Raw genomic sequence first — 20,498 nt, 5'->3', positions numbered from 1 at the left:
CAAAGACAGGAGGGCTCATTTTGTCGCAATTACCGATACGTTATGAGTTCATTAAATCATGCAAACAAACAGGTGCAAGACTGGGGCGCGTTCATACACCGCACGGCTCCTTTGACACACCTGTATTTATGCCGGTAGGTACACTGGCTACAGTCAAAACGATGGCACCTGAAGAATTAAAGGCAATGGAAGCAGGGATCATCTTAAGCAATACGTACCACCTATGGCTCCGCCCGGGGCATGACATTGTGAAAGAAGCAGGCGGTCTGCACAAATTTATGAACTGGGATCGAGCGATTTTAACCGATTCAGGCGGATTCCAAGTATTCTCTTTGAGTGAGTTTAGAAAAATTGAAGAAGAAGGCGTCCACTTCCGTAATCACTTAAATGGAGATAAGCTGTTCCTTTCTCCTGAGAAGGCTATGGACATCCAAAATGCGCTTGGCTCTGATATTATGATGGCATTTGATGAATGCCCGCCATATCCAGCAGAATACGATTACATGAAACGTTCAGTAGAGCGGACAAGCAGATGGGCAGAACGCTGTCTAGAAGCGCATCAGCGTCCAGAGGATCAAGGGCTGTTTGGAATCATCCAAGGCGGAGAATACGAAGAGCTTCGTAAACAAAGTGCAAAAGATCTCGTGTCACTTGATTTCCCAGGCTACGCCATCGGTGGCTTATCTGTTGGGGAACCAAAAGATGTGATGAATCGTGTACTTGAGTTCACAACGCCATTGTTACCAGCAGACAAACCAAGGTACTTAATGGGTGTCGGCTCGCCAGATTCCTTAATTGACGGTGCCATTCGCGGTGTAGATATGTTTGACTGCGTGCTGCCAACGCGAATTGCCAGAAACGGTACGCTCATGACAAGCGAAGGACGTCTTGTTGTGAAAAATGCAAAATATGAGCGTGATTTCAGACCAATCGATGAAAATTGTGACTGTTACACATGTAAAAACTACACACGTGCTTATATTAGACATTTAATCAAAACAAATGAAACGTTCGGAATTCGATTAACAACTTATCATAATCTTCATTTTCTGTTAAAATTAATGGAGCAAGTGAGAGAAGCTATCCGTGAGGATCGTTTAGGTGATTTTAAAGAAGAGTTTTTTGAGCGTTACGGTTTTAACGAACCGAATGCGAAAAACTTTTAACGCATAAACGAAAAGGCTTTACAATGCATTAGAAAGGGGTGAAATAGAATGGATGGTGGTATGGGTTCAATCATTATGATTGTTGTCATGTTTGCTGTGCTTTACTTCTTATTAATCCGTCCACAGCAAAAGCAACAAAAAGCTGTGCGTCAGATGCAGCAATCTTTATCAAAAGGCGATAAAATCGTCACAATCGGTGGTTTACACGGTGAAATCGACTACATTGATGAATCAAAAGTGGTCATCAAAACTAGCGAGAACAACCGTTTAACTTTCGATCGTCGTGCTATTAGAGAATTAGCTGACAAAGGCTAATCCTCCGATACATAGCCATAAAAAAAAGAGCGATATAGATCCGCTCTTTTTTTATTTGCCTCGAAGATTGACGCCAATCATCCCGCCGAGCATACAAATTCCTAAAAATGCCCCATGATAGATGAACTGCTCTGGTGAAAAGGTTGCTCCAAATCCTAAATATTGAAACAAAAATACAGTGAGAGAAAAGATCAGCGAAGTGATCGCACCAATGAGCCAGCCGCGTTCCTTTGCTTTTCCTCCAGAAATGATCCCTCCTAATAAAAGTGCCACAAAGGACAAAATCATAATCATCCATTTAAACGATGATTCCTGCATACTTGTGAAGGTAAGCATGAGCGATACAAGTAAGCTTGTGACAATCATGACGATAAAAATGGCCATTAAGCCGGATAAAATCCCTTTTCCAATTTGTTTCGTTTCCTGCATGTGATTCGTCTCCTCTCAAATTGACCGAAGCTTGTCTTTTACTAAAATGTATTCAACGCGAAGAAAAAATAGACATGTTTCTCACGATAAAAGCAGAGGCTTTCTTTTCTACATAAATAAAGGGTTTTGACACAAGCTATGTGAGAGAAGGAGGGTTTACATCACATGCAGGATATCTGGATTATCTCCATGAGAACAATCATTTTATATTTTCTTATATGGTTTATTTTTCGGTTAATGGGCAAGAGAGAAATTGGCGAATTGAGCATTTTAGATCTTGTCATTTTTATGATGATCGCAGAAATTGCGGTTCTCGCTATAGAAGAAGTCGAGGATCATATGTTACATACGGTATGGCCGATTCTGCTGTTAACCTTCATTCAAATTACACTTGCCTACCTCTCATTGAAATTCCAAGGTGTCCGGCGCTTTCTTGATGGCAAACCGGTCCTGCTCATCATCAATGGGAAAATCGACGAAGGTGCGATGAGAAAACAGCGATACAATTTTGATGACCTGCTCATACAATTAAGAGAAAACAACATCGATAGCATTCAGGATGTCTCTTACGCCATTTTAGAGCCATCTGGAAAGCTCGCCGTCGTTGAAAAAGAAAACAAGCGCACACATGCTGCGCTTGAGCTGCCACTTATTGCAGATGGGGTTGTGCAGCATGATCACCTGAAGCAAATTAATCAAAATGAACAATGGTTGAAAGATGAGCTGACCAAAAGGGGCTATCATGATATAGAGCAGATTTCGTACTGCAGCTTTAATCAAAAGACATTTTATATTGATTTGAAAGATGAAGTGATCAAAAAAAGATGAGCTAGAGCAGCTTCCCAATAAACGGGATGCGGCGCAGCTCTTCTTTCTTCACTAGACCAAGACAGATTAATAGAATGACATACAGCGCGCACGTCACAAAAATCAGCATGACTAGCTCAATCGGGGCAGAAAAGAATCCGTTCATTTGAGATTTCAGCCAAAGGCTCACCACCCCAGTGCCGATGATCACAAGAACACATATCCCATATTCCTTCATTGGTAAATGAATAGGCAGTACTTTACCGACAGTTGCCGCATGAAGCAGCGTGACAAGGACGATGCCGATTAATATCGCAAGTGCTGCCCCCATAATGCCAAAGCCCGGCTGTGAAGCAAGAACAAAGATCATTCCTGTTTTCACAACAGCACCTATCAGACTATTCGTCATCGCCGCACCAGCCAAATTGAGTGCTTGCAAGACGGCTTGAAGCGGCCCTTGAAAATAATATAGAAGAAAAAATGGTGCCATGAATTTCACATAAATAGCCGCATGGGATGAACCATACATAAAGAGCGTTAAATCTTCTGCGTAAACGAAAAGAATAATACAGGAAATACCTCCGCTGAGTAGACAAAGACGCATTGCCTGCTTCAGCCGGTATTCGACCGTTTTGCGTTTGTTCTGCTCCATTCCTTCACTGATCGCCGGGACTAATGCCGTGGAGAGTGAATACGTAATGAAGCTTGGCAGTGTCAAAAGAGTCAGCGCAAGACCAGTCAATTCCCCGTACTGTCTTGTCGCCTCAACAGCCGCATATCCAGCAATGGCAAGACTCTGCGCGACAACTATCGGCTCTAAAAACCACGAAATATTGCCAATAAATCGGCTGCCTGTTGTTGGCAGGGCAATACTCATCAGCTGCTTAAACGTGTCCTTACCGTCATGAATCGCCTTGAAAAATCGTTTTCGAATACGAATGGTCTTTTTATAACGAAAGGCAATCAGTAAATAAGCAAGTGAAATCATCTCTCCAATGACAGATGAAATCATCGCTCCTGCTGCCGCATATTCAATTCCATAAGGAAGAAAAGCTGTTGTACATACGGCTACTAGAGAAATTCTTGCAACCTGTTCCAGCACTTGAGAAATGGCAAGTGGGCTCATTTGCTGTCTGCCTTGAAAATATCCTCTCAGCACACTAGAAATGGCGATGACTGGGACAACGGGCGTAATGGCAAGCAGTGGATAGACTGTTCTAGGATCTGTCAGCATATTTTCTGCCATGATGGGTGCAAACCATAAAAAGAGCGGCGTGAATATCAAACTGAGTGTCCCTGTTATCGCAAGAGACATGACAAGAATTCGTTTTGTTTTCTGTTTGTCTCCACGGGCTTCTGCTTCTGCGACAAGCTTGCTAATAGCGACAGGCAGTCCGAATTGTGTCAGTGTCACAGCGAGAAAAAAGGTAGGAGCAGCCATCATATAAAGCCCGACTCCTTCTTCGCCAATGAACCTTGCAATCACAATTCGATTGACAAAACCCAATATTCTCGTGATAAAACCTGCTAAAATTAAAATAATCGTGCCTTTTAAAAACGTTTGCTTCGTCAAATCAAAGATCACCTGCCTTCTCAAACGACATAGAATCATATACAATAAGATATGCGTGTATATCGTCCAAGCATGACAAGTCTCTCGATAAAAACTGAAAAGGGGGAGCATCCCATTGACACAACATCCGGCTGCAATTTACAAAGACCATTTAAAGCCTTTTCTGTTCAGTAAGCTTGAAGAATTCATCGTTTTGGGCTATAAAGATGTAGATTTAGAGGAATTATGGTCATACTTAGAGAATAAGAAGTGGAAGAAAAAACAAGAGTATCCGATTCATGAAATGGTTGCAGATATTTTATCTGTGAAAATTGGCGAATTTATGAACTATGCAACCGTTCAGTCGTTTAAAACGTCTGCTTTTTTGGACAGTGAAGATGGCAAGAATATGCTAGATGAACTGTTGAAATAAGCCATCTTAATGGATTCAGGTGTTTAAGGAGGAAATACATAATGAAAAAAGGGCGCATTCTTGCGTTTTTCTTAGTGGTTCTGTTAATCGGAACTGGCGTAGGCTTACTAACAAAGCCTGTTGCGAAAGATATGACGCTAGGGCTGGATTTACAGGGTGGATTTGAAGTCCTGTATGATGTACATCCAGTGAAAAAAGAGGACAAGATTACAAATAGTGTCCTCGTCAGTACGGTGGAGGCTTTAAACCGAAGAGCCAATGTGCTAGGTGTAAGTGAGCCGAACATCTCGATTGAAGGCAACAATCGTATCCGTGTGCAGCTTGCGGGGGTAAAAGATCAAAACAGAGCTAGGGAGATACTTTCCACTGAAGCACAGCTATCCTTCAGAGATACGAATGATAAAGAACTCCTAAACGGGGCTGACCTAGTCGAAAACAGTGCAAAACAAACATTCAGTCAAACGAATGAGCCAATTGTGACGGTTAAACTAAAGGATGCGAAAAAATTTGGTGACGTCACAAGAAAAGTAGCGGCGATGGCGCCGAATAACCAGCTTGTCATTTGGCTTGATTACCACAAAGGAGATTCCTTCAAAAAAGAAGTCTCAAAATCAAACCACAAGTATGTCTCTGCGCCGAATGTGAATCAAGAAATTAACAGCAGTGACGTGCAAATTGAAGGGAAATTTACTGTCCAAGAGGCAAAAGACCTTGCAAGTATTTTAAATGCTGGGGCATTGCCAGTGAAATTAACTGAAAAGTACTCCACATCAGTGAGTGCGCAATTCGGTGAACAGGCATTAAATGAAACTGTCTTTGCAGGGATTGTGGGAATTGCCCTCATTTTCTTATTCATGCTTTTTTATTACCGAATACCTGGTCTTATTGCTGTCATTACGTTATCAACGTATATCTATATTACCTTACAGGTGTTTGACTGGATGGGGGCTGTTCTGACACTTCCTGGAATTGCGGCACTGATTCTTGGAGTAGGGATGGCGGTTGATGCCAACATCATCACATATGAACGAATCAAAGAGGAGCTTAAGCTCGGTAAATCTGTCCGCTCTGCTTTCAGGTCAGGGAACCGCCGATCATTTGCGACCATCTTTGATGCAAACTTAACGAGTATTATTGCAGGGGGCGTCCTTTTCTTCTTCGGGACAAGTTCTGTAAAAGGGTTTGCGACGATGCTGATCCTTTCCATTTTAACAAGCTTTATTACAGCTGTATTCCTATCAAGATTCCTTCTTGGTCTGCTTGTGGAAAGCCGAGCGCTTGATCGCAAGAAAGGCTGGTTTGGTGTTCGTCAAAAAGACATCATCGATATTCATGAAACAACAGAAAATACGGAACCAAAAACACTATTTGATAAATGGGATTTTGTCAGCAAGCGAAAAGGTTTCATGATTTTCTCAGTAGCCATTACCATTGCGGGGATTATCGTCCTTTCGATTTTCAAACTCAATGCGGGTATTGACTTTGCAAGTGGTACAAGAGTAGACATTCAAAGTGACCACAAGCTGTCAACTGCTCAAATCGAGCAAGACTTTCAAAAATTAGATCTGGATACAGATAGTGTTGTGTTATCTGGCCAAAAAGAAAATCAAGCAGCGGCACGATTTGTTGGTGTGCCAAATAAAGAAAAAATTGCAGAAGTGAAAGATTACTTTAAAGATAAGTATGGAACAGAACCGAATGTCAGCACGGTGTCTCCTACTGTAGGAAAAGAACTTGCACGTAATGCTATATATGCCATCATCATTGCTTCGATTGGGATCATTATTTATGTTTCCATTCGTTTTGAATATAAAATGGCCATTGCAGCGATTGCCTCCCTTTTATATGATGCATTCTTCATTGTGGCATTCTTTAGTATCACACGATTAGAGGTAGATGTGACCTTCATTGCGGCGATCCTCACGGTGATCGGGTATTCGATCAATGACACGATCGTGACGTTCGATAGGGTTCGTGAGCAAATGAAGAAACGTAAACCAAAAACGGTAGAAGATCTATCTTACATCGTTAACTTGAGTTTACAGCAAACCTTTACACGATCTATCAATACGGTACTCACTGTCGTAATTGTTGTGATCGCACTGCTTATCTTCGGATCGGCATCGATTACAAACTTCTCCCTCGCCTTACTTGTCGGTCTGTTAACAGGGGTGTACTCATCTCTATATATCGCAGCGCAAATTTGGCTCATGTGGAAAGGCCGTGAGCTGAAAAAGCCGGCGAAGATTGATACTGAGCAAGATATTTAATTGAGAAAGGCTGCCTTTTTGGCAGTCTTTTTTCAATAGATTTCCCGAGAATAAGTCGATTCAAAAAAACATTTCGGGTATCATTGATCTTGAAATAGTCTTTTGCTATAATGACATACGTTTAGATCAGTATAGAAAGCAAGTGTCCGTTTGAGGCATTTGGCTTTATTCATTGGAGGGGCTGTTATGAAGGTTCGGGAAACTGAACTGCCAGGTATCGGTCACAAAGTCGAAATGATCACAAGAAATAATGAAAAGCTAGCCATCATTACACACGATGACGGCAGGAGAGAAATGTATCATTTTCAAGAGGACGATCATGAAGAATCTATTTCTGGTATCTTGCTAAACGATGAAGAAGCAAGACAAATTGCAGCAATCTTAGGCGGCATGGTATATAAGCCGAAAGCGCTTGAAACTGTTGAAGTAGCCATTGATGAACTGATGATTGAATGGTTTAAGATTGAAAAGAATGCACCAGCTATTCAGCAAACCATCGGAGACCTCAATGTCCGCCAAAACTATCAAGTAACAGTCATCGCTATCGTGAGGAAATCACATGAGAAAATGTTAAATCCAGGACCTGAAACGGTCATTGAAGAAGGGGATACCCTTGTTATTTCTGGAGAAAGACAAGAAATAAAGAACCTCATTAAAGAAAAACTCAGCAGCTAATTCATGCCCATGCTGATAGATTTTCTTCCGCTTTTTCTTTCTGGGTTTAAAAAGGACAATGAAAAGGGAAGAATACAAGAAAAAGCTTGGGGGATATGTAGATGAACAAACAACAATGGACCATCATACTCGCATTTATTTTCGTATTAATTGTCTCAGTATTTGCCGTAATCAATGTGCGGCCAGTGCAAGTTGACTACTTATTTGGATCGGCTGAATGGCCGCTCATCCTTGTCATTATTGGTTCTGTGCTCATGGGCGGACTCATTGTGGCTTTTGCAGGGATTTTCCAAATTGTGAAACTAAAACGTGAACTAAAGGCTTTAAAAGCTGAGCGTGCAGCCGCACCTGCACCTGCTGTTTCGAATAAAAAGATCGACAAAGACGTTCAAAAGAAACCGAATGTGACGCCTTTAAAAGAACAGCCAGCATCATTTGATCGGAAGGAAAAATAATCTTCCAGCACAATTTCATAAAATAAAAATTGAAACCCCTCAGGCCACTCTAGTATAATAGTGTGGTTGAGGGGTGAATTTATGTTATTATCCAAAATGCGCTGGGAATATGAACATCCAAGCGAAGAAAAAGTGAAATCACTCTCTGAAAATCTGAATATTTCAGCGCTGACTGCATCGCTTCTTGTAAAAAGAGGACTCGAAGAAGTAGAAGAAGCGAGGTCTTTTTTATTTGATCAAAAAGCCGAATTTCATGATCCATTTCTATTAAAAGGAATGAAAGAAGCAGTAGAGCGCATCAACAAAGCAATCGAACAGCAGGAATCGATTGTGATCTTCGGAGACTATGATGCGGATGGTGTGACAAGTACGTCTGTGCTTTTACATACATTAAAAGAGTTGTCTGCGAAAGTAGACTTTTATATTCCAGATCGATTTAAAGAAGGCTACGGGCCTAATGAACAGGCTTTTCGATATATCAAAGAGCAAGGCGCATCGCTTGTCATCACCGTCGATACAGGCATTGCAGCTGTAAATGAAGCGCGTATTGCAAAAGAAATAGGGTTAGACTTGATCATTACAGATCACCATGAACCAAGCGAAGAGCTGCCTGAAGCACTTGCGATTGTCCATCCTAAGCAGCCAGGCTGTGAGTATCCCTTTAAAGAACTTGCCGGTGTAGGCGTAGCATTTAAAGTGGCTCATGCTCTTCTTGGTAAGCTGCCAGCTCAGCTGCTAGATCTTGCGGCAATTGGGACAATAGCGGATCTTGTGCCGCTTCATGATGAGAATAGATGGCTCGCTAAAAAAGGGCTTATGCAGCTTCGGCAGTCGAATAGACCGGGACTGAAGGCGTTATTGAAAGAAGCAGGTGCTACTCTTGAAGAAGCAAATGAGGAAACGGTCGGCTTTCAAATTGCGCCAAGGCTGAATGCTGTAGGACGAATTGAACAGGCAGATCCAGCTGTTCATCTTCTCATGACAGAGGAGAAGGATGAAGCAGAAGAACTCGCTCGTTTTGTACAAGAACTGAATAAAGAACGTCAAAAAATTGTGAGTACGATCACAGAAGAAGCCATTCAAATGGTGGAAGAGACAGGTGATGACCAGTCTGCCATTGTTGTAGCGAAAGCTGGCTGGAATCCGGGTGTTGTTGGAATTGTTGCCTCTAAATTGACGGATACATTTTCTCGTCCGGCAATTGTGCTTGGAATAGATGAAGAGACGCAAATGGCAAAAGGTTCAGCACGGAGTATTCCCGGCTTCGATCTATTTTTCCATTTAAGCAAATGCCGCGACATTCTGCCGCATTTCGGCGGGCACCCGATGGCTGCGGGCATGACACTTCGAGCGGATGATGTCCCTTTACTAAGGGAAAGATTAAATCAATATGCGAATGAAACGTTGACAGAGGAAGACTTTATTCCGATTCAGCGGGTCGATGCTGTATGCAAGGTAGACGAATTGACGGTTGAAGCGATTGAAGAAGTGGGGATGCTGTCACCATTTGGCATGCAGAATCCAAAGCCGTTCATCATGATTGAAGATGCGAGACTTGAAGAAATCCGAACCATTGGAGCAAATCAAAATCATATCAAAATGTCTCTGAAAGATGAAGACAAACTGCTTGACTGTGTCGGTTTTCATCAAGGTCAATTGAAAGAAGAAATTGTCACAGGTAGCCGGATTTCCGTCATTGGTGAAATGTCCATCAATGAATGGAATAACCGGAAGAAACCACAGCTCATGCTAAAAGATGCCCGAGTAGATGAATGGCAGCTGTTTGATTTGCGCGGCAAAAAGGATTGGGAAAAGACAATCTCCACGCTTGACCCCGAAAAATATGTGGTGGTCTGTTTTGACGAAGAAACAAAAGAGGAAGTCAGCATCCCGATTCATCATGTCCATGCAGAAAATGTTTCAACACTCGATGTTGAAGGCAAGTATGTCGTCTTTGCAGATGTCCCTGCAGATGAACAGTTGCTAAGGCAGCTGTTAGAAAATCAAAAGCCAGCTAGAGTGTATACAGTTTTCCAAAGAAAAGAAGATCATTTCATGTCCTCTTTCCCTAGCCGTGATCAATTCAAATGGTTTTATGGATTCTTGTTAAAACGAGGAAGTTTCCCTCTCAAGGAACAAGGAATGGAGCTTGCGAAACATAGAGGCTGGACAAAAGATACAATGATTTTTATGACAAAGGTGTTTTTTGAACTCGGTTTTGTTAAAATAGAGAATGGTGTGCTGTCAATAGTACGTGATGCCCCTAAAAAAGATTTAACGGCATCAGCATCCTATACAGCAAAACAACGATTGATGGAACTCGATCAAACACTAACATATTCCTCAGCCAAAGAGCTGAAGGAATGGCTGAATAGCATGATGAGCGAAGTCTCACCTGTGCTTTGACGTACGAGGAGGAAAAGGAAAAGATGGATTTAAAACAATATGTGACAGTTGTACCTGACTACCCAAAGGAAGGTGTACAATTTAAAGATATTACAACGTTAATGGATAAAGGCGAAGTGTACCGTTATGCAACGGATCAAATCGTTGAATACGCGAAGGAAAGAGACATTGATCTTATTGTTGGACCTGAAGCGCGTGGATTCATTATTGGCTGTCCTGTAGCATACGCACTTGGTGTAGGTTTTGCACCGGTTCGTAAAGAAGGAAAGCTTCCTCGTGAAGTCGTTAAAGTCGAATACGGCTTAGAATATGGGAAAGATGTATTAACGATTCATAAAGATGCGATTCGTCCTGGTCAGCGTGTATTGATTACAGATGACTTACTTGCAACTGGTGGAACAATCGAAGCGTCCATCAAGCTTGTAGAGGAATTGGGCGGCGTTGTGGCAGGAATTGCATTCTTGATTGAGCTAACGTACCTGGACGGCAGAAAGAAGCTTGACGGTTACGACATCTTGACGTTAATGCAATACTAATGGAGTTTTACGCAAAAAGCACTCGGTAAGAAGGGTGCTTTTTTCCTATCAAAAATCTTTTAGCGGACTTCTTCTCTTTACATCTATCGAATTTTTCTTGATAATAAACTACAATACAGTTTTCATTTAAAAAGGTGATTCCATGGCGAACGAACAAGTTTTAACGGCGCAGCAGGTCATTGACAAGGCAAGAGAATACCTGTCCGCTGAACATATTCAATTTATAGAGCGAGCATATGAATATGCTGAAAATGCACATAAGGAGCAATACCGGAAATCTGGTGAGCCTTATATTATCCATCCAATTCAAGTGGCGGGGATTCTTGTTGACCTTGAAATGGACCCATCAACCATTGCAGGCGGTTTCCTGCACGATGTTGTCGAGGATACAGATGTGACATTACAGGATTTAAAAGAGCATTTTAACGAAGAAGTTGCGATGCTTGTTGATGGTGTAACAAAGCTCGGGAAGATTAAATATAAATCACAAGAAGAACAGCAGGCCGAAAACCATCGAAAAATGTTTGTGGCAATGGCGCAGGATATACGCGTCATCTTGATTAAACTGGCAGACCGTCTGCACAATATGAGAACGCTCAAACACCTTCCGCAGGAAAAGCAGCGTAGAATTTCAAATGAAACCCTTGAAATCTTTGCACCGCTTGCGCACAGATTAGGGATTTCAAAGATTAAGTGGGAGCTTGAAGATACAGCGCTCCGTTACTTAAATCCGCAGCAATATTACCGGATCGTGAATCTCATGAAGCGTAAACGAGCGGAACGTGAGGAATACTTGGACGAGGTTGTCAATGAAGTAAAAGATCGTGTGTCAGAGGTAAACATCAAGGCTGAATTTTCCGGAAGACCAAAGCATATTTATAGTATTTATCGCAAAATGGTCCTGCAAAATAAGCAGTTTAATGAAATTTATGATCTGCTGGCCGTCCGTATTTTGGTTGACAGCATTAAAGACTGCTATGCCGTGCTTGGGATTATCCATACTTGCTGGAAGCCGATGCCAGGCAGGTTTAAGGATTATATTGCAATGCCAAAGCCGAACATGTACCAATCGCTTCATACAACAGTGATTGGACCAAAAGGTGACCCGCTTGAAGTTCAGATCCGTACAGTGGAAATGCATGAAATCGCAGAGTACGGAATTGCTGCGCACTGGGCATATAAAGAAGGAAAAGAGTCAGCAGAATCAACGGAGGAAGCTGTTTTCCAGAAGAAGCTCTCTTGGTTTAGAGAAATCCTTGAATTCCAAAATGAATCGACAGATGCAGAAGAATTTATGGAATCGTTAAAAATTGATCTCTTCTCTGATATGGTGTTTGTCTTTACACCAAAAGGAGATGTCATTGAACTGCCATCGGGTTCCGTTCCGATTGACTTTTCTTACCGGATTCATTCGGAAATCGGGAACAAAACGATCGGTGCGAAGGTCAACGGAAAGATGGTCACGCTCGATCATAAATTGAAAACAGGTGACATTATTGAAATTCTGACATCAAAGCACAGCTATGGGCCAAGTCAGGATTGGGTCAAACTTGCCCAAACCTCCCAAGCGAAGCACAAGATCAGACAGTTTTTCAAAAAACAGCGCCGTGAAGAAAATGTCGAAAAAGGCCGAGAACTCGTGGAGAAAGAAATCAAAAATCTTGAGTTTGATGTCAAAGACATTCTGACAGCTGAAAACTTGCAAAAAGTGGCTGACAAATTTAATTTTTCAAACGAAGAGGACATGTATGCAGCGGTTGGTTATAACGGAATTACTGCACTCCAAGTCGCCAATCGTTTAACTGAAAAAGAAAGAAAACAAAGAGATCAAGAAGAACAAGAAAAAACGGTTCAAGAAGTGACTGTAGAGCCAAAGACATATCACGGGAAGAAACGAGAAGCAGGGGTAAGAGTCAAAGGGATAGATAACCTGCTTGTCCGCTTATCTAAGTGCTGTAATCCTGTTCCAGGTGATAGCATTGTTGGTTTTATTACGAAAGGCCGAGGCGTATCTGTTCACCGTGATGACTGTCCGAACGTGAAGACAGGAGAAGCGCAGGAACGTTTAATCCCGGTTGAGTGGGAGCATGAACAGCCTGCTCGAAACCGTAAAGAATACAATGTGGAAATTGAAATATTAGGATATGACAGACGCGGCTTACTTAATGAGGTGCTTCAAGCAGTCAACGAAACCAAAACGAACATCTCGTCGGTTTCTGGTAAGTCTGATCGTAACAAAGTGGCGACGATCCATATGGCGATCTTTATCCAAAATATTAACCATTTGCACAAAGTGGTAGAACGCATTAAACAAATCAAAGACATTTACTCTGTTCGCCGATTCATGAATTAGAAAGGAAGTATATCGTCTATGAGGCTTGTTGTGCAGCGTGTGACAAGTGCATCTGTGAAGGTAGAAGAAGAGATCACAGGTGCCATCAATGAAGGATATATGGTACTTGTTGGTGTCACACACGAAGATACAGAAGAAGATGTGCATTATTTAGCTGATAAGCTTGCACATTTACGTATTTTTGAAGATGAAAACGGGAAAATGAATCATTCGTTATTGGATGTAAAAGGAAGCGTGCTGTCTGTATCTCAGTTTACCCTTTATGGTGATACAAGAAAGGGCAGAAGGCCAAATTTTATGAAAGCAGCCAAGCCAGATGCTGCGAACGCCCTTTACGAATGTTTCAATAAAGCCCTTAGAGAAAAAGGTATTCATGTAGAAACTGGCCGCTTTGGCGCGATGATGGATGTGTCATTGACCAACTCAGGGCCTGTCACCATCTGGATGGATAGTAAAGAATAGATTCAATTTAGACTGTAGATAGACTCTTGCAGGAGTTTGTTTAGAGTCTTTTTCTTTTGCAATCAAACAAAAAAGAGGCACAGTGGCCTCTTTCTTTTAGCGGAAATATTGTTTTAATCCTTCTGTCATTCCTTCTGTGACTCGTTCTTGGTAAGAGGCGCTATAAATGATGGCTTCCTCCTGAGGATTGCTTAAATAGCCGAGTTCATATAAAAGAGAAGGACGTTTGTTTTCTCTTAACACAAAATAATCTCCGAATTTGACACCCTTATCAGGGATTTGAGAGCGTTTAGCAACTTCTGTATGAACATTTGTCGCTAATTGCTGGTCTTTTGCTGCTTGATAATAATACGCTGTACTTCCTCTGACGCTTGGGTCCATAAAACTATCATAATGAAGACTAATAAATGCATCTGCATTTCTGTAATGAGATGTCGCGACCCTCGATTGAAGGCTGATAAAAGTATCTTCACTTCTTGTTAAATAAACATTTGCTCCAGAAGCCCTTAATTTGCTTGCCAGTAAATTGGCGGTTTTGATGGTAATGTTCTTCTCAAAGGCTCCATCTGCGCCAATCGTGCCGCTGTCTTTTCCGCCATGACCTGGATCAAGAACAATCGTTTTTCCTTTTAAAGAACCAGTTCCTGACGATGAATCCTGCTGTGGTCTTGGTGCCTCGCTGCTATTTTTATTCGTTTGAACGACCCAGCTTGCCACATAACCAGTTCCGCCGTTTGATAATGTCACCTCGTACCAGTCACCTTGCGTGCGAACAATTTGATAGGCAGCGCCTTTTGTGGCTCTTTCTGCAATCTGAGCAGAGGTAGAAGCGCTTTTTCGAATGTTGGTGCCATCGTAGACAATGTACGCTTTCTTTTGGGAAGCCGAAGAAGATGAATTCTTTTCACCCGCCGAACTCGCTCCATTGCTTGTGACGATATAATAGCTTGCTGCCCAGCCTTTCACGCCTTTTGCCTCAATTTCATACCAGCCGTTCTGCTCGCGCAAAATGGTGATCTGTGTGTTGCGGGCAAGTGAAGCGACGACTTGTGCATTAGGTGCCGCCGATTGCCTTACATTTAAGCTTGATACGCCAACTGTGCCTGTCTGTTTAGAGCGAGAGGACTCGCCAGCGCTTGATTGAGAAGCTTTTTGGCCGCCTGACACATAATCAGAGTGAACCCAGCCTACTGCTTGTTTATACGAAATTTTTGTCCATTCGCCGCTTGTCTGCAGCTTTTTAGCGGAAGCGCCTTGCGGGAAAGTTCCGACGACTTGATAGGACGTCCCAGGGCCTGTCCGTATGCGAAGATCAGAGGCTGTCGATGTAATGGAACTGCTCTCTGCTGAGCTTTGATTTTGCGTCTTTGGCTTAGCAGACTTTTGGCCGCCAGATGATGTTGTAATCAGCCATGAGACGACCCAGCCTTTTTGGCCGTTCGATAGCCCGATCTGCACCCATTCTCCTTGTTTCGTGAGAATAGGATAGCTTTCTCCGCGCTTCACAACAGCTGCGATTCCATAGCTTAAGCCAGGACCTGTTCTCACATTGATTTCATCTGTAGCGACCACAGCTTGATCTGTTTGTGCTGTAGCATGTGTCATAGGCAAAGTACTTGCGATGAGAACAAAACAGGTAAGAAGCATCATGATTTGATTGTGTTTTTTTAGATTCAAAACGGTGTTTTCCCCTCCCTTGTAAAACCGATGAATGTAAATTCGTTATGTAATGGACTAATTCCTTGCAGTTTCCTAATAAAAATGAATCAATCTGTTTATACTAAATAAAAACGTGATAAAAGGATGTACAAACATGAGATTAAGCAGAAAATTAGGACGAGTGCAATATAATGGACATCGTGATATCGATCGCTGGCAGCACGACGAAATGGATCAACCAGGCTTCTTAGAAGAAACCGCATCTGAATACGGATGTACGTCAAAAGAAGAGCTGGAAAAGAAAAAGAGGCACGGCAAGGGTTGACAGAGTGGCAGCACCGACCTTATTATAATATAAATCAACACACTTGAAAATTTAAAATGTGGAACTGATGATAGAGAATAGTAGGGTAAATTGCGTGAGCAGAGAGGAATCGCCTTAGGCTGAAAGCGAATCCGCATGGCATTTATCACGAAAGAACACTCTGTAGGTTTCCTGCTGAACGCTCTAAAAATGAGTCAATAGGCGGAGAACGTGAATCTGCGTTAAGGATTTGAGCGGGAACATGGCTAGATTATGTTCCAACTAGGGTGGCACCACGGGTATAACTCTCGTCCCTACTATACACATAGTAGAGGCGGGGGTTTTTTATATGTCCACATAAAAAATGAATGATGGTCGTAGGAGGACGAAAAATGAGTTTTAATATTCCAAGAGGCACACAGGATATTTTACCTGGAGAGTCAGAACGCTGGCAGTATGTTGAACAAATTGCAAGAGATACATGTGCAGCCTTTCAATACAAAGAAATCCGCACACCGATTTTTGAGCATACAGAGCTGTTTGCACGGGGAGTAGGCGAATCAACCGATATCGTTCAAAAAGAGATGTATACATTTGAAGATAAAAAGGGACGCAGCATCACCCTTCGTCCAGAGGGAACGGCATCAACCGTACGTTCTTATGTTGAAAATAAATTATTTGCACAGCCGGCGCAGCCGACAAAGCTGTATTACATCGGACCGATGTTCCGCTATGAACGACCGCAAACGGGAAGATATCGTCAATTTTATCAGTTTGGAATTGAAGCGATCGGTTCAAAGGATCCAGCCATTGATGCAGAAGTGATATCCCTTGCGATGAGTGTTTATGAGAAAGCAGGTCTTTCTAACTTAAAGCTCGTCATTAACAGCCTTGGTGACAAAGAGAGCCGTGCAGACTACCGCGAGGCACTTGTTAAGCACTTTGAACCAAGAATCGATGAATTCTGTCATGACTGTCAAACTCGTTTACATCAAAATCCGCTTCGAATTCTTGATTGTAAAAAGGATCGTGACCACGAATTGATGGCAACAGCTCCATCCATTCAAGATTACTTAAATGATGAATCACGGACTTATTTTGAAAAGGTCAAACAATACTTAACAGATATAGGCGTTGAATATGTCGTCGATCCGAACTTAGTGCGTGGTCTTGATTACTACAATCACACAGCATTTGAGATCATGAGCAATGCTGAAGGCTTTGGTGCAATTACCACATTAGCCGGCGGAGGCCGATATGATGGACTTGTTGAAGGAATTGGCGGTCCTGAATCACCAGGAATCGGTTTTGCTATGAGTATTGAGCGCTTCCTATCAGCAATCGATGCTGAAGGGATTGATCTTCCACTGCAAGATGGCATTGATCTATACATTGCTGCACTCGGTGATGATGCGAAAGATTACGCTGTTGCATTATTAAATCGTCTGAGAAAAGAAGGCATTTCAAGTGAAATGGACTATACAGGGAAGAAATTAAAAGGACAATTTAAAGCGGCTGATCGATTAAAAGCCAAGTTTATTGCTGTCCTGGGTGAAGATGAGCTCGCGCAGCACATTGTGAATGTAAAAGATACGACAACGGGTGAACAAATTGAAGTGAAGCTTGATGAGCTGATTCAAATGATGAAGGCCCACAAGAAGGCGTAAAGAAGGAGTGGAATGTTTGTGTTTGGTAGAACTTTTTATTGTGGAGAAGTAACAGAAGACCAAATCGGTCAAACCGTTGTATTAAAAGGATGGGTTCAAAAAAGACGTGACCTTGGCGGATTAATCTTTATTGATCTGCGTGACCGTACAGGAATTGTACAAGCTGTTTTCAATCCAGACCTTTCAAAAGAGGCGCTTGAGACAGCAGAATCGATTCGTAATGAATATGTCCTTGATATTAAAGGAACGGTTGTGGCAAGAGAAGAAGCAACAATCAATCCAAATTTAAAAACAGGGAAAATTGAAATACAAGTCGAAACGGTCAGCGTGTTAAATGAAGCAAAGACTCCTCCTTTTGTGATTTCAGATCAAGCGGATGAGGTATCAGAAGATGTGCGCCTTAAATACCGTTACTTAGACCTTCGCCGTCCTGCTATGTTTGAAACGATGAAAATGCGACATGAAGTCACTAGAGCATTCCGCCATTTCCTAGATGATAACGGCTTCCTAGATATTGAAACACCGATTTTAACAAAAAGTACGCCAGAGGGTGCACGTGACTATCTTGTTCCAAGCCGTGTACACGAAGGAGAGTTCTATGCATTGCCTCAGTCCCCGCAATTATTTAAACAATTGCTAATGGTCTCAGGAATGGATCGTTACTATCAAATTGCGCGCTGCTTTAGGGATGAAGACTTGCGTGCTGACCGTCAGCCGGAATTCACACAAGTCGATATCGAAATGTCCTTTATGAGTCAAGAGGACATTATGACGCTTGCTGAAGAGATGATGGCAAAGGTGATGAAAGATGTCAAAGGTGTAGATCTGACATTGCCATTACCTCGTATGACATATGATGAAGCGATGAATTCTTATGGTTCTGATAAACCAGATACACGTTTTGAGATGAAGCTTGTTAACATCTCAGACACGGTAAAAGACTCTGATTTCAAAGTCTTTAGCGGAGCTGTGAAAAATGGTGGAGCTGTGAAAGCCATCAATGTCAAAGGAGCAGCAGCGAACTACTCAAGAAAAGACATTGATGCCCTTGGTGCATTTGCAGCGAACTACGGTGCAAAAGGTCTAGCTTGGCTTAAAGCAGAAGAGACAGAATTAAAAGGACCGATTGCTAAATTCTTTGACGAAACAAAGCAAGCAGAATTAAAAGAAGAGCTGCAAGTTGAAGAAGGCGACCTTCTACTTTTTGTTGCAGATAAGACGTCTGTTGTCCATGACGCACTTGGTGCCCTTCGCCTAAAACTCGGTAAAGAGCTTGGGCTCATCGATGAGTCTCTTTTCAACTTCTTATGGGTTGTTGATTGGCCGCTGCTTGAAAAAGATGAAGAAGAAGGCCGCTTCTATGCTGCCCATCATCCTTTCACAATGCCAGTGCGCGACGATCTTGAATTAATTGAGACAAGCCCAGAAGACATGAAAGCACAGGCTTACGATCTTGTCCTAAATGGCTATGAGCTTGGCGGAGGTTCGATTCGTATTTTCGAAAAGGATATTCAAGAAAAAATGTTTAGCTTACTTGGGTTTTCAAAAGAAGAGGCTTATGAACAATTCGGCTTCCTTCTAGATGCTTTTGAGCATGGTGTTCCTCCGCACGGCGGAATCGCACTTGGTCTTGACCGCTTAGTGATGCTGCTTGCCGGCCGCTCTAACTTAAGAGACACGATTGCATTTCCGAAAACAGCAAGTGCGAGCTGCGTGCTAACAGATGCACCAGGTCATGTGAGCGAGGCGCAGCTGGATGAGTTAAGTTTAGCCATTAAAACAAAAGTAAAACAGTAAAATAGACGCATGGATATAGGCATGTAAACGCTTGAAAAAGCGGCATGCCTATGATATGCTTTCTTCAATCAATAAATAAAGTCCTGATACGTACGGTGGTTACCTAGTTTTGACCGAACATTTTTTTATACGGGAGCTTGCCTTTCCTTTCTGCATAAATGCCTCTTTTGAGGACTTATAAAGTCAGGAAGAAAGCACCCACCTGCATGGTGCGGGGTTCAAAACGAAGGAAAAGCTGGCGGCGTTGTCGGGACTTTTTTGTGTTTTTTTCTTTTTCAGAAGGATGACGAAGAAGGTTGAATATGATATGATTCTTTCGATTCATTTTAAATAAAGGTGGAGTGAGGCACTTGTTACATCAGTTTTCAAGAAACGAGCTTGCCATTGGCAAGGAAGGCTTAGATATATTAAAAAACAGTACAGTTGCAGTGCTTGGTGTGGGCGGCGTTGGTTCATTTGCAGTTGAGGCACTCGCTCGTTCAGGCGTTGGCCGTATTGTTCTTGTTGATAAAGATGATATTGATATTACAAATGTAAACCGTCAGCTGCCAGCATTGCTTTCAACAGTTGGACAACCAAAGGTTGACTTAATGCAGGCGAGAATCGCTGATATTAATCCAGAATGTGAAGTTGTTGCGCTCAAGATATTTTATACAGAGGAAACCTATGAGCAATTTTTTGAATATCCACTTGATTATGTCATCGATGCGTCAGATACGATTCACTATAAAATTCATTTAATGAAAGAGTGTCTAAAACGCAACGTGAACATCATTTCGAGTATGGGAGCTGCAAACAAAACAGATCCGACCCGCTTCAAAATTGATGACATTTCAAAAACACATACCGATCCAATTGCAAAAGTCGTAAGAACGCGTCTGCGCAAAGAAGGGATTCGTAAAGGAATTGAAGTCATTTTCTCTGATGAAAGTCCGATTGTGATTCGCGAAGATGTTAGAAAAGAAGTTGGAAATGATGAAGCGAAGATTCGCAAGGCACAAATGCCGCCATCATCCAATGCCTTCGTCCCGTCTGTTGCAGGACTGATCATGGGTGGTCATGTCATTATGCAGCTTTTGAAAGATATTCCAATTACACGTGTGAAGGATAAATAAACAGCCCACCTGCTATTACGCAGGGGCCAGCGTGTAGACAAACCCTCGCATTCGGTGTCAGATCTGCGCTTCGGTGCTCACGAATGTTAAATTCGCT

The 20,498-nt window shown here is 42.2% G+C and carries 18 protein-coding genes, 1 other RNA gene and 1 other annotated feature; of the genes, 16 read left to right on the top strand and 3 right to left on the bottom strand.

Going from position 1 to position 20,498, the window contains the following annotated elements; all coding sequences use genetic code 11:
• The first annotated feature begins 20 nt into the window (after nt 1-20).
• Both tgt and yajC read left to right on the top strand, forming a co-directional pair.
• Nucleotides 21-1,166 (top strand): tRNA guanosine(34) transglycosylase Tgt, encoded by a 1,146-nt coding sequence (gene tgt / locus MHH68_RS12270; protein ID WP_003216540.1) that lies wholly within the window; start codon nt 21-23, stop codon nt 1,164-1,166.
• Nucleotides 1,167-1,214: 48 nt separating this feature from the next.
• A complete protein-coding gene (gene yajC / locus MHH68_RS12265; protein WP_003216659.1) occupies nt 1,215-1,481 on the top strand; it encodes a preprotein translocase subunit YajC in 267 nt (88 codons plus the stop codon).
• A gap of 51 nt (nt 1,482-1,532) precedes the next feature.
• Here yajC and MHH68_RS12260 read toward each other — a convergent pair whose 3' ends face one another.
• Entirely contained in the window at nt 1,533-1,910 is a 378-nt protein-coding gene (locus tag MHH68_RS12260; RefSeq protein ID WP_058014554.1) for a TIGR04086 family membrane protein, read from the bottom strand.
• 165 nt (nt 1,911-2,075) lie between these two features.
• Between MHH68_RS12260 and MHH68_RS12255 the strand changes: the two genes are divergently transcribed.
• Nucleotides 2,076-2,738 (top strand): DUF421 domain-containing protein, encoded by a 663-nt coding sequence (locus tag MHH68_RS12255; protein WP_058014555.1) that lies wholly within the window; start codon nt 2,076-2,078, stop codon nt 2,736-2,738.
• Nucleotide 2,739: 1 nt separating this feature from the next.
• Here the strand turns inward: MHH68_RS12255 and spoVB are convergent, their stop codons facing one another.
• Nucleotides 2,740-4,290 (bottom strand): stage V sporulation protein B, encoded by a 1,551-nt coding sequence (spoVB, locus tag MHH68_RS12250; protein ID WP_058014556.1) that lies wholly within the window; start codon nt 4,288-4,290, stop codon nt 2,740-2,742.
• A 115-nt stretch (nt 4,291-4,405) separates the two neighbouring features.
• On the opposite strand from spoVB, the gene MHH68_RS12245 reads away from it, so the two are divergent.
• From MHH68_RS12245 to dtd, 8 genes are all read left to right on the top strand, one after another.
• Complete coding sequence (locus MHH68_RS12245) at nt 4,406-4,702, top strand: post-transcriptional regulator (RefSeq protein WP_003216788.1); 297 nt, start codon at nt 4,406-4,408, stop codon at nt 4,700-4,702.
• Between the two features lie 41 nt (nt 4,703-4,743).
• Nucleotides 4,744-6,972 carry a protein translocase subunit SecDF gene (secDF, locus tag MHH68_RS12240; protein WP_058014557.1) on the top strand — a complete coding sequence of 743 codons (2,229 nt, stop codon included), beginning with the start codon at nt 4,744-4,746 and terminating at the stop codon, nt 6,970-6,972.
• Nucleotides 6,973-7,158: 186 nt separating this feature from the next.
• A complete protein-coding gene (locus MHH68_RS12235; RefSeq protein WP_058014558.1) occupies nt 7,159-7,647 on the top strand; it encodes a cation:proton antiporter regulatory subunit in 489 nt (162 codons plus the stop codon).
• 101 nt (nt 7,648-7,748) lie between these two features.
• On the top strand, nt 7,749-8,102 hold the full coding sequence (locus MHH68_RS12230; protein ID WP_058014559.1) for a lipopolysaccharide assembly LapA domain-containing protein: 354 nt from the start codon (nt 7,749-7,751) through the stop codon (nt 8,100-8,102).
• Between the two features lie 81 nt (nt 8,103-8,183).
• Nucleotides 8,184-10,508, top strand: coding sequence for a single-stranded-DNA-specific exonuclease RecJ (gene recJ / locus MHH68_RS12225; protein ID WP_058014560.1), 2,325 nt, complete (start codon nt 8,184-8,186; stop codon nt 10,506-10,508).
• 23 nt (nt 10,509-10,531) lie between these two features.
• On the top strand, nt 10,532-11,044 hold the full coding sequence (locus MHH68_RS12220; protein ID WP_003216770.1) for an adenine phosphoribosyltransferase: 513 nt from the start codon (nt 10,532-10,534) through the stop codon (nt 11,042-11,044).
• Between the two features lie 142 nt (nt 11,045-11,186).
• A complete protein-coding gene (locus MHH68_RS12215; RefSeq protein ID WP_012010732.1) occupies nt 11,187-13,397 on the top strand; it encodes a bifunctional (p)ppGpp synthetase/guanosine-3',5'-bis(diphosphate) 3'-pyrophosphohydrolase in 2,211 nt (736 codons plus the stop codon).
• 18 nt (nt 13,398-13,415) lie between these two features.
• Nucleotides 13,416-13,859: a D-aminoacyl-tRNA deacylase gene (gene dtd, locus MHH68_RS12210; protein WP_003216527.1), complete on the top strand. Its 444-nt coding sequence runs from the start codon at nt 13,416-13,418 to the stop codon at nt 13,857-13,859.
• Nucleotides 13,860-13,955: 96 nt separating this feature from the next.
• Here dtd and MHH68_RS12205 read toward each other — a convergent pair whose 3' ends face one another.
• The gene (locus MHH68_RS12205; protein WP_268496789.1) at nt 13,956-15,536 is read right to left on the bottom strand and encodes an N-acetylmuramoyl-L-alanine amidase; all 1,581 of its coding nucleotides are present in this window, start codon (nt 15,534-15,536) and stop codon (nt 13,956-13,958) included.
• A gap of 136 nt (nt 15,537-15,672) precedes the next feature.
• On the opposite strand from MHH68_RS12205, the gene MHH68_RS12200 reads away from it, so the two are divergent.
• The 5 genes from MHH68_RS12200 to MHH68_RS12180 all read left to right on the top strand — a co-directional run bounded on the left by MHH68_RS12200 (nt 15,673) and on the right by MHH68_RS12180 (nt 20,401).
• Nucleotides 15,673-15,843 carry a YrzK family protein gene (locus MHH68_RS12200; protein WP_003216250.1) on the top strand — a complete coding sequence of 57 codons (171 nt, stop codon included), beginning with the start codon at nt 15,673-15,675 and terminating at the stop codon, nt 15,841-15,843.
• Between the two features lie 58 nt (nt 15,844-15,901).
• Nucleotides 15,902-16,141: a binding site (T-box leader), on the top strand.
• A gap of 73 nt (nt 16,142-16,214) precedes the next feature.
• Nucleotides 16,215-17,489: a histidine--tRNA ligase gene (gene hisS, locus MHH68_RS12195; RefSeq protein WP_058014563.1), complete on the top strand. Its 1,275-nt coding sequence runs from the start codon at nt 16,215-16,217 to the stop codon at nt 17,487-17,489.
• Between the two features lie 18 nt (nt 17,490-17,507).
• Nucleotides 17,508-19,286: an aspartate--tRNA ligase gene (gene aspS, locus MHH68_RS12190; RefSeq protein WP_144462678.1), complete on the top strand. Its 1,779-nt coding sequence runs from the start codon at nt 17,508-17,510 to the stop codon at nt 19,284-19,286.
• Between the two features lie 77 nt (nt 19,287-19,363).
• A non-coding RNA gene (gene ssrS, locus MHH68_RS12185) (6S RNA) lies at nt 19,364-19,544 on the top strand.
• A 92-nt stretch (nt 19,545-19,636) separates the two neighbouring features.
• Nucleotides 19,637-20,401 (top strand): tRNA threonylcarbamoyladenosine dehydratase, encoded by a 765-nt coding sequence (locus MHH68_RS12180; protein WP_058014565.1) that lies wholly within the window; start codon nt 19,637-19,639, stop codon nt 20,399-20,401.
• Nucleotides 20,402-20,498: the final 97 nt, after the last annotated feature.

Source organism: Bacillus sp. FSL K6-2841 (genome assembly GCF_037976435.1).
Classification (GTDB): domain Bacteria; phylum Bacillota; class Bacilli; order Bacillales; family Bacillaceae; genus Bacillus; species Bacillus pumilus.
Note: the sequence above shows the minus strand (reverse complement) of the source record. Positions and strands in the feature narration are given on the sequence as shown.

What these genes read in the sequence shown, in the direction of transcription:
- yajC (WP_003216659.1), top strand. Translation starts at nt 1,215, where the DNA reads ATGGATGGTGGTATGGGTTCAATCATTATGATTGTTGTCATGTTTGCT.
- MHH68_RS12260 (WP_058014554.1), bottom strand. Translation starts at nt 1,910, where the DNA reads ATGCAGGAAACGAAACAAATTGGAAAAGGGATTTTATCCGGCTTAATG.
- MHH68_RS12255 (WP_058014555.1), top strand. Translation starts at nt 2,076, where the DNA reads ATGCAGGATATCTGGATTATCTCCATGAGAACAATCATTTTATATTTT.
- secDF (WP_058014557.1), top strand. Translation starts at nt 4,744, where the DNA reads ATGAAAAAAGGGCGCATTCTTGCGTTTTTCTTAGTGGTTCTGTTAATC.
- MHH68_RS12235 (WP_058014558.1), top strand. Translation starts at nt 7,159, where the DNA reads ATGAAGGTTCGGGAAACTGAACTGCCAGGTATCGGTCACAAAGTCGAA.
- MHH68_RS12230 (WP_058014559.1), top strand. Translation starts at nt 7,749, where the DNA reads ATGAACAAACAACAATGGACCATCATACTCGCATTTATTTTCGTATTA.
- recJ (WP_058014560.1), top strand. Translation starts at nt 8,184, where the DNA reads ATGTTATTATCCAAAATGCGCTGGGAATATGAACATCCAAGCGAAGAA.
- MHH68_RS12220 (WP_003216770.1), top strand. Translation starts at nt 10,532, where the DNA reads ATGGATTTAAAACAATATGTGACAGTTGTACCTGACTACCCAAAGGAA.
- MHH68_RS12215 (WP_012010732.1), top strand. Translation starts at nt 11,187, where the DNA reads ATGGCGAACGAACAAGTTTTAACGGCGCAGCAGGTCATTGACAAGGCA.
- dtd (WP_003216527.1), top strand. Translation starts at nt 13,416, where the DNA reads ATGAGGCTTGTTGTGCAGCGTGTGACAAGTGCATCTGTGAAGGTAGAA.
- MHH68_RS12200 (WP_003216250.1), top strand. Translation starts at nt 15,673, where the DNA reads ATGAGATTAAGCAGAAAATTAGGACGAGTGCAATATAATGGACATCGT.
- hisS (WP_058014563.1), top strand. Translation starts at nt 16,215, where the DNA reads ATGAGTTTTAATATTCCAAGAGGCACACAGGATATTTTACCTGGAGAG.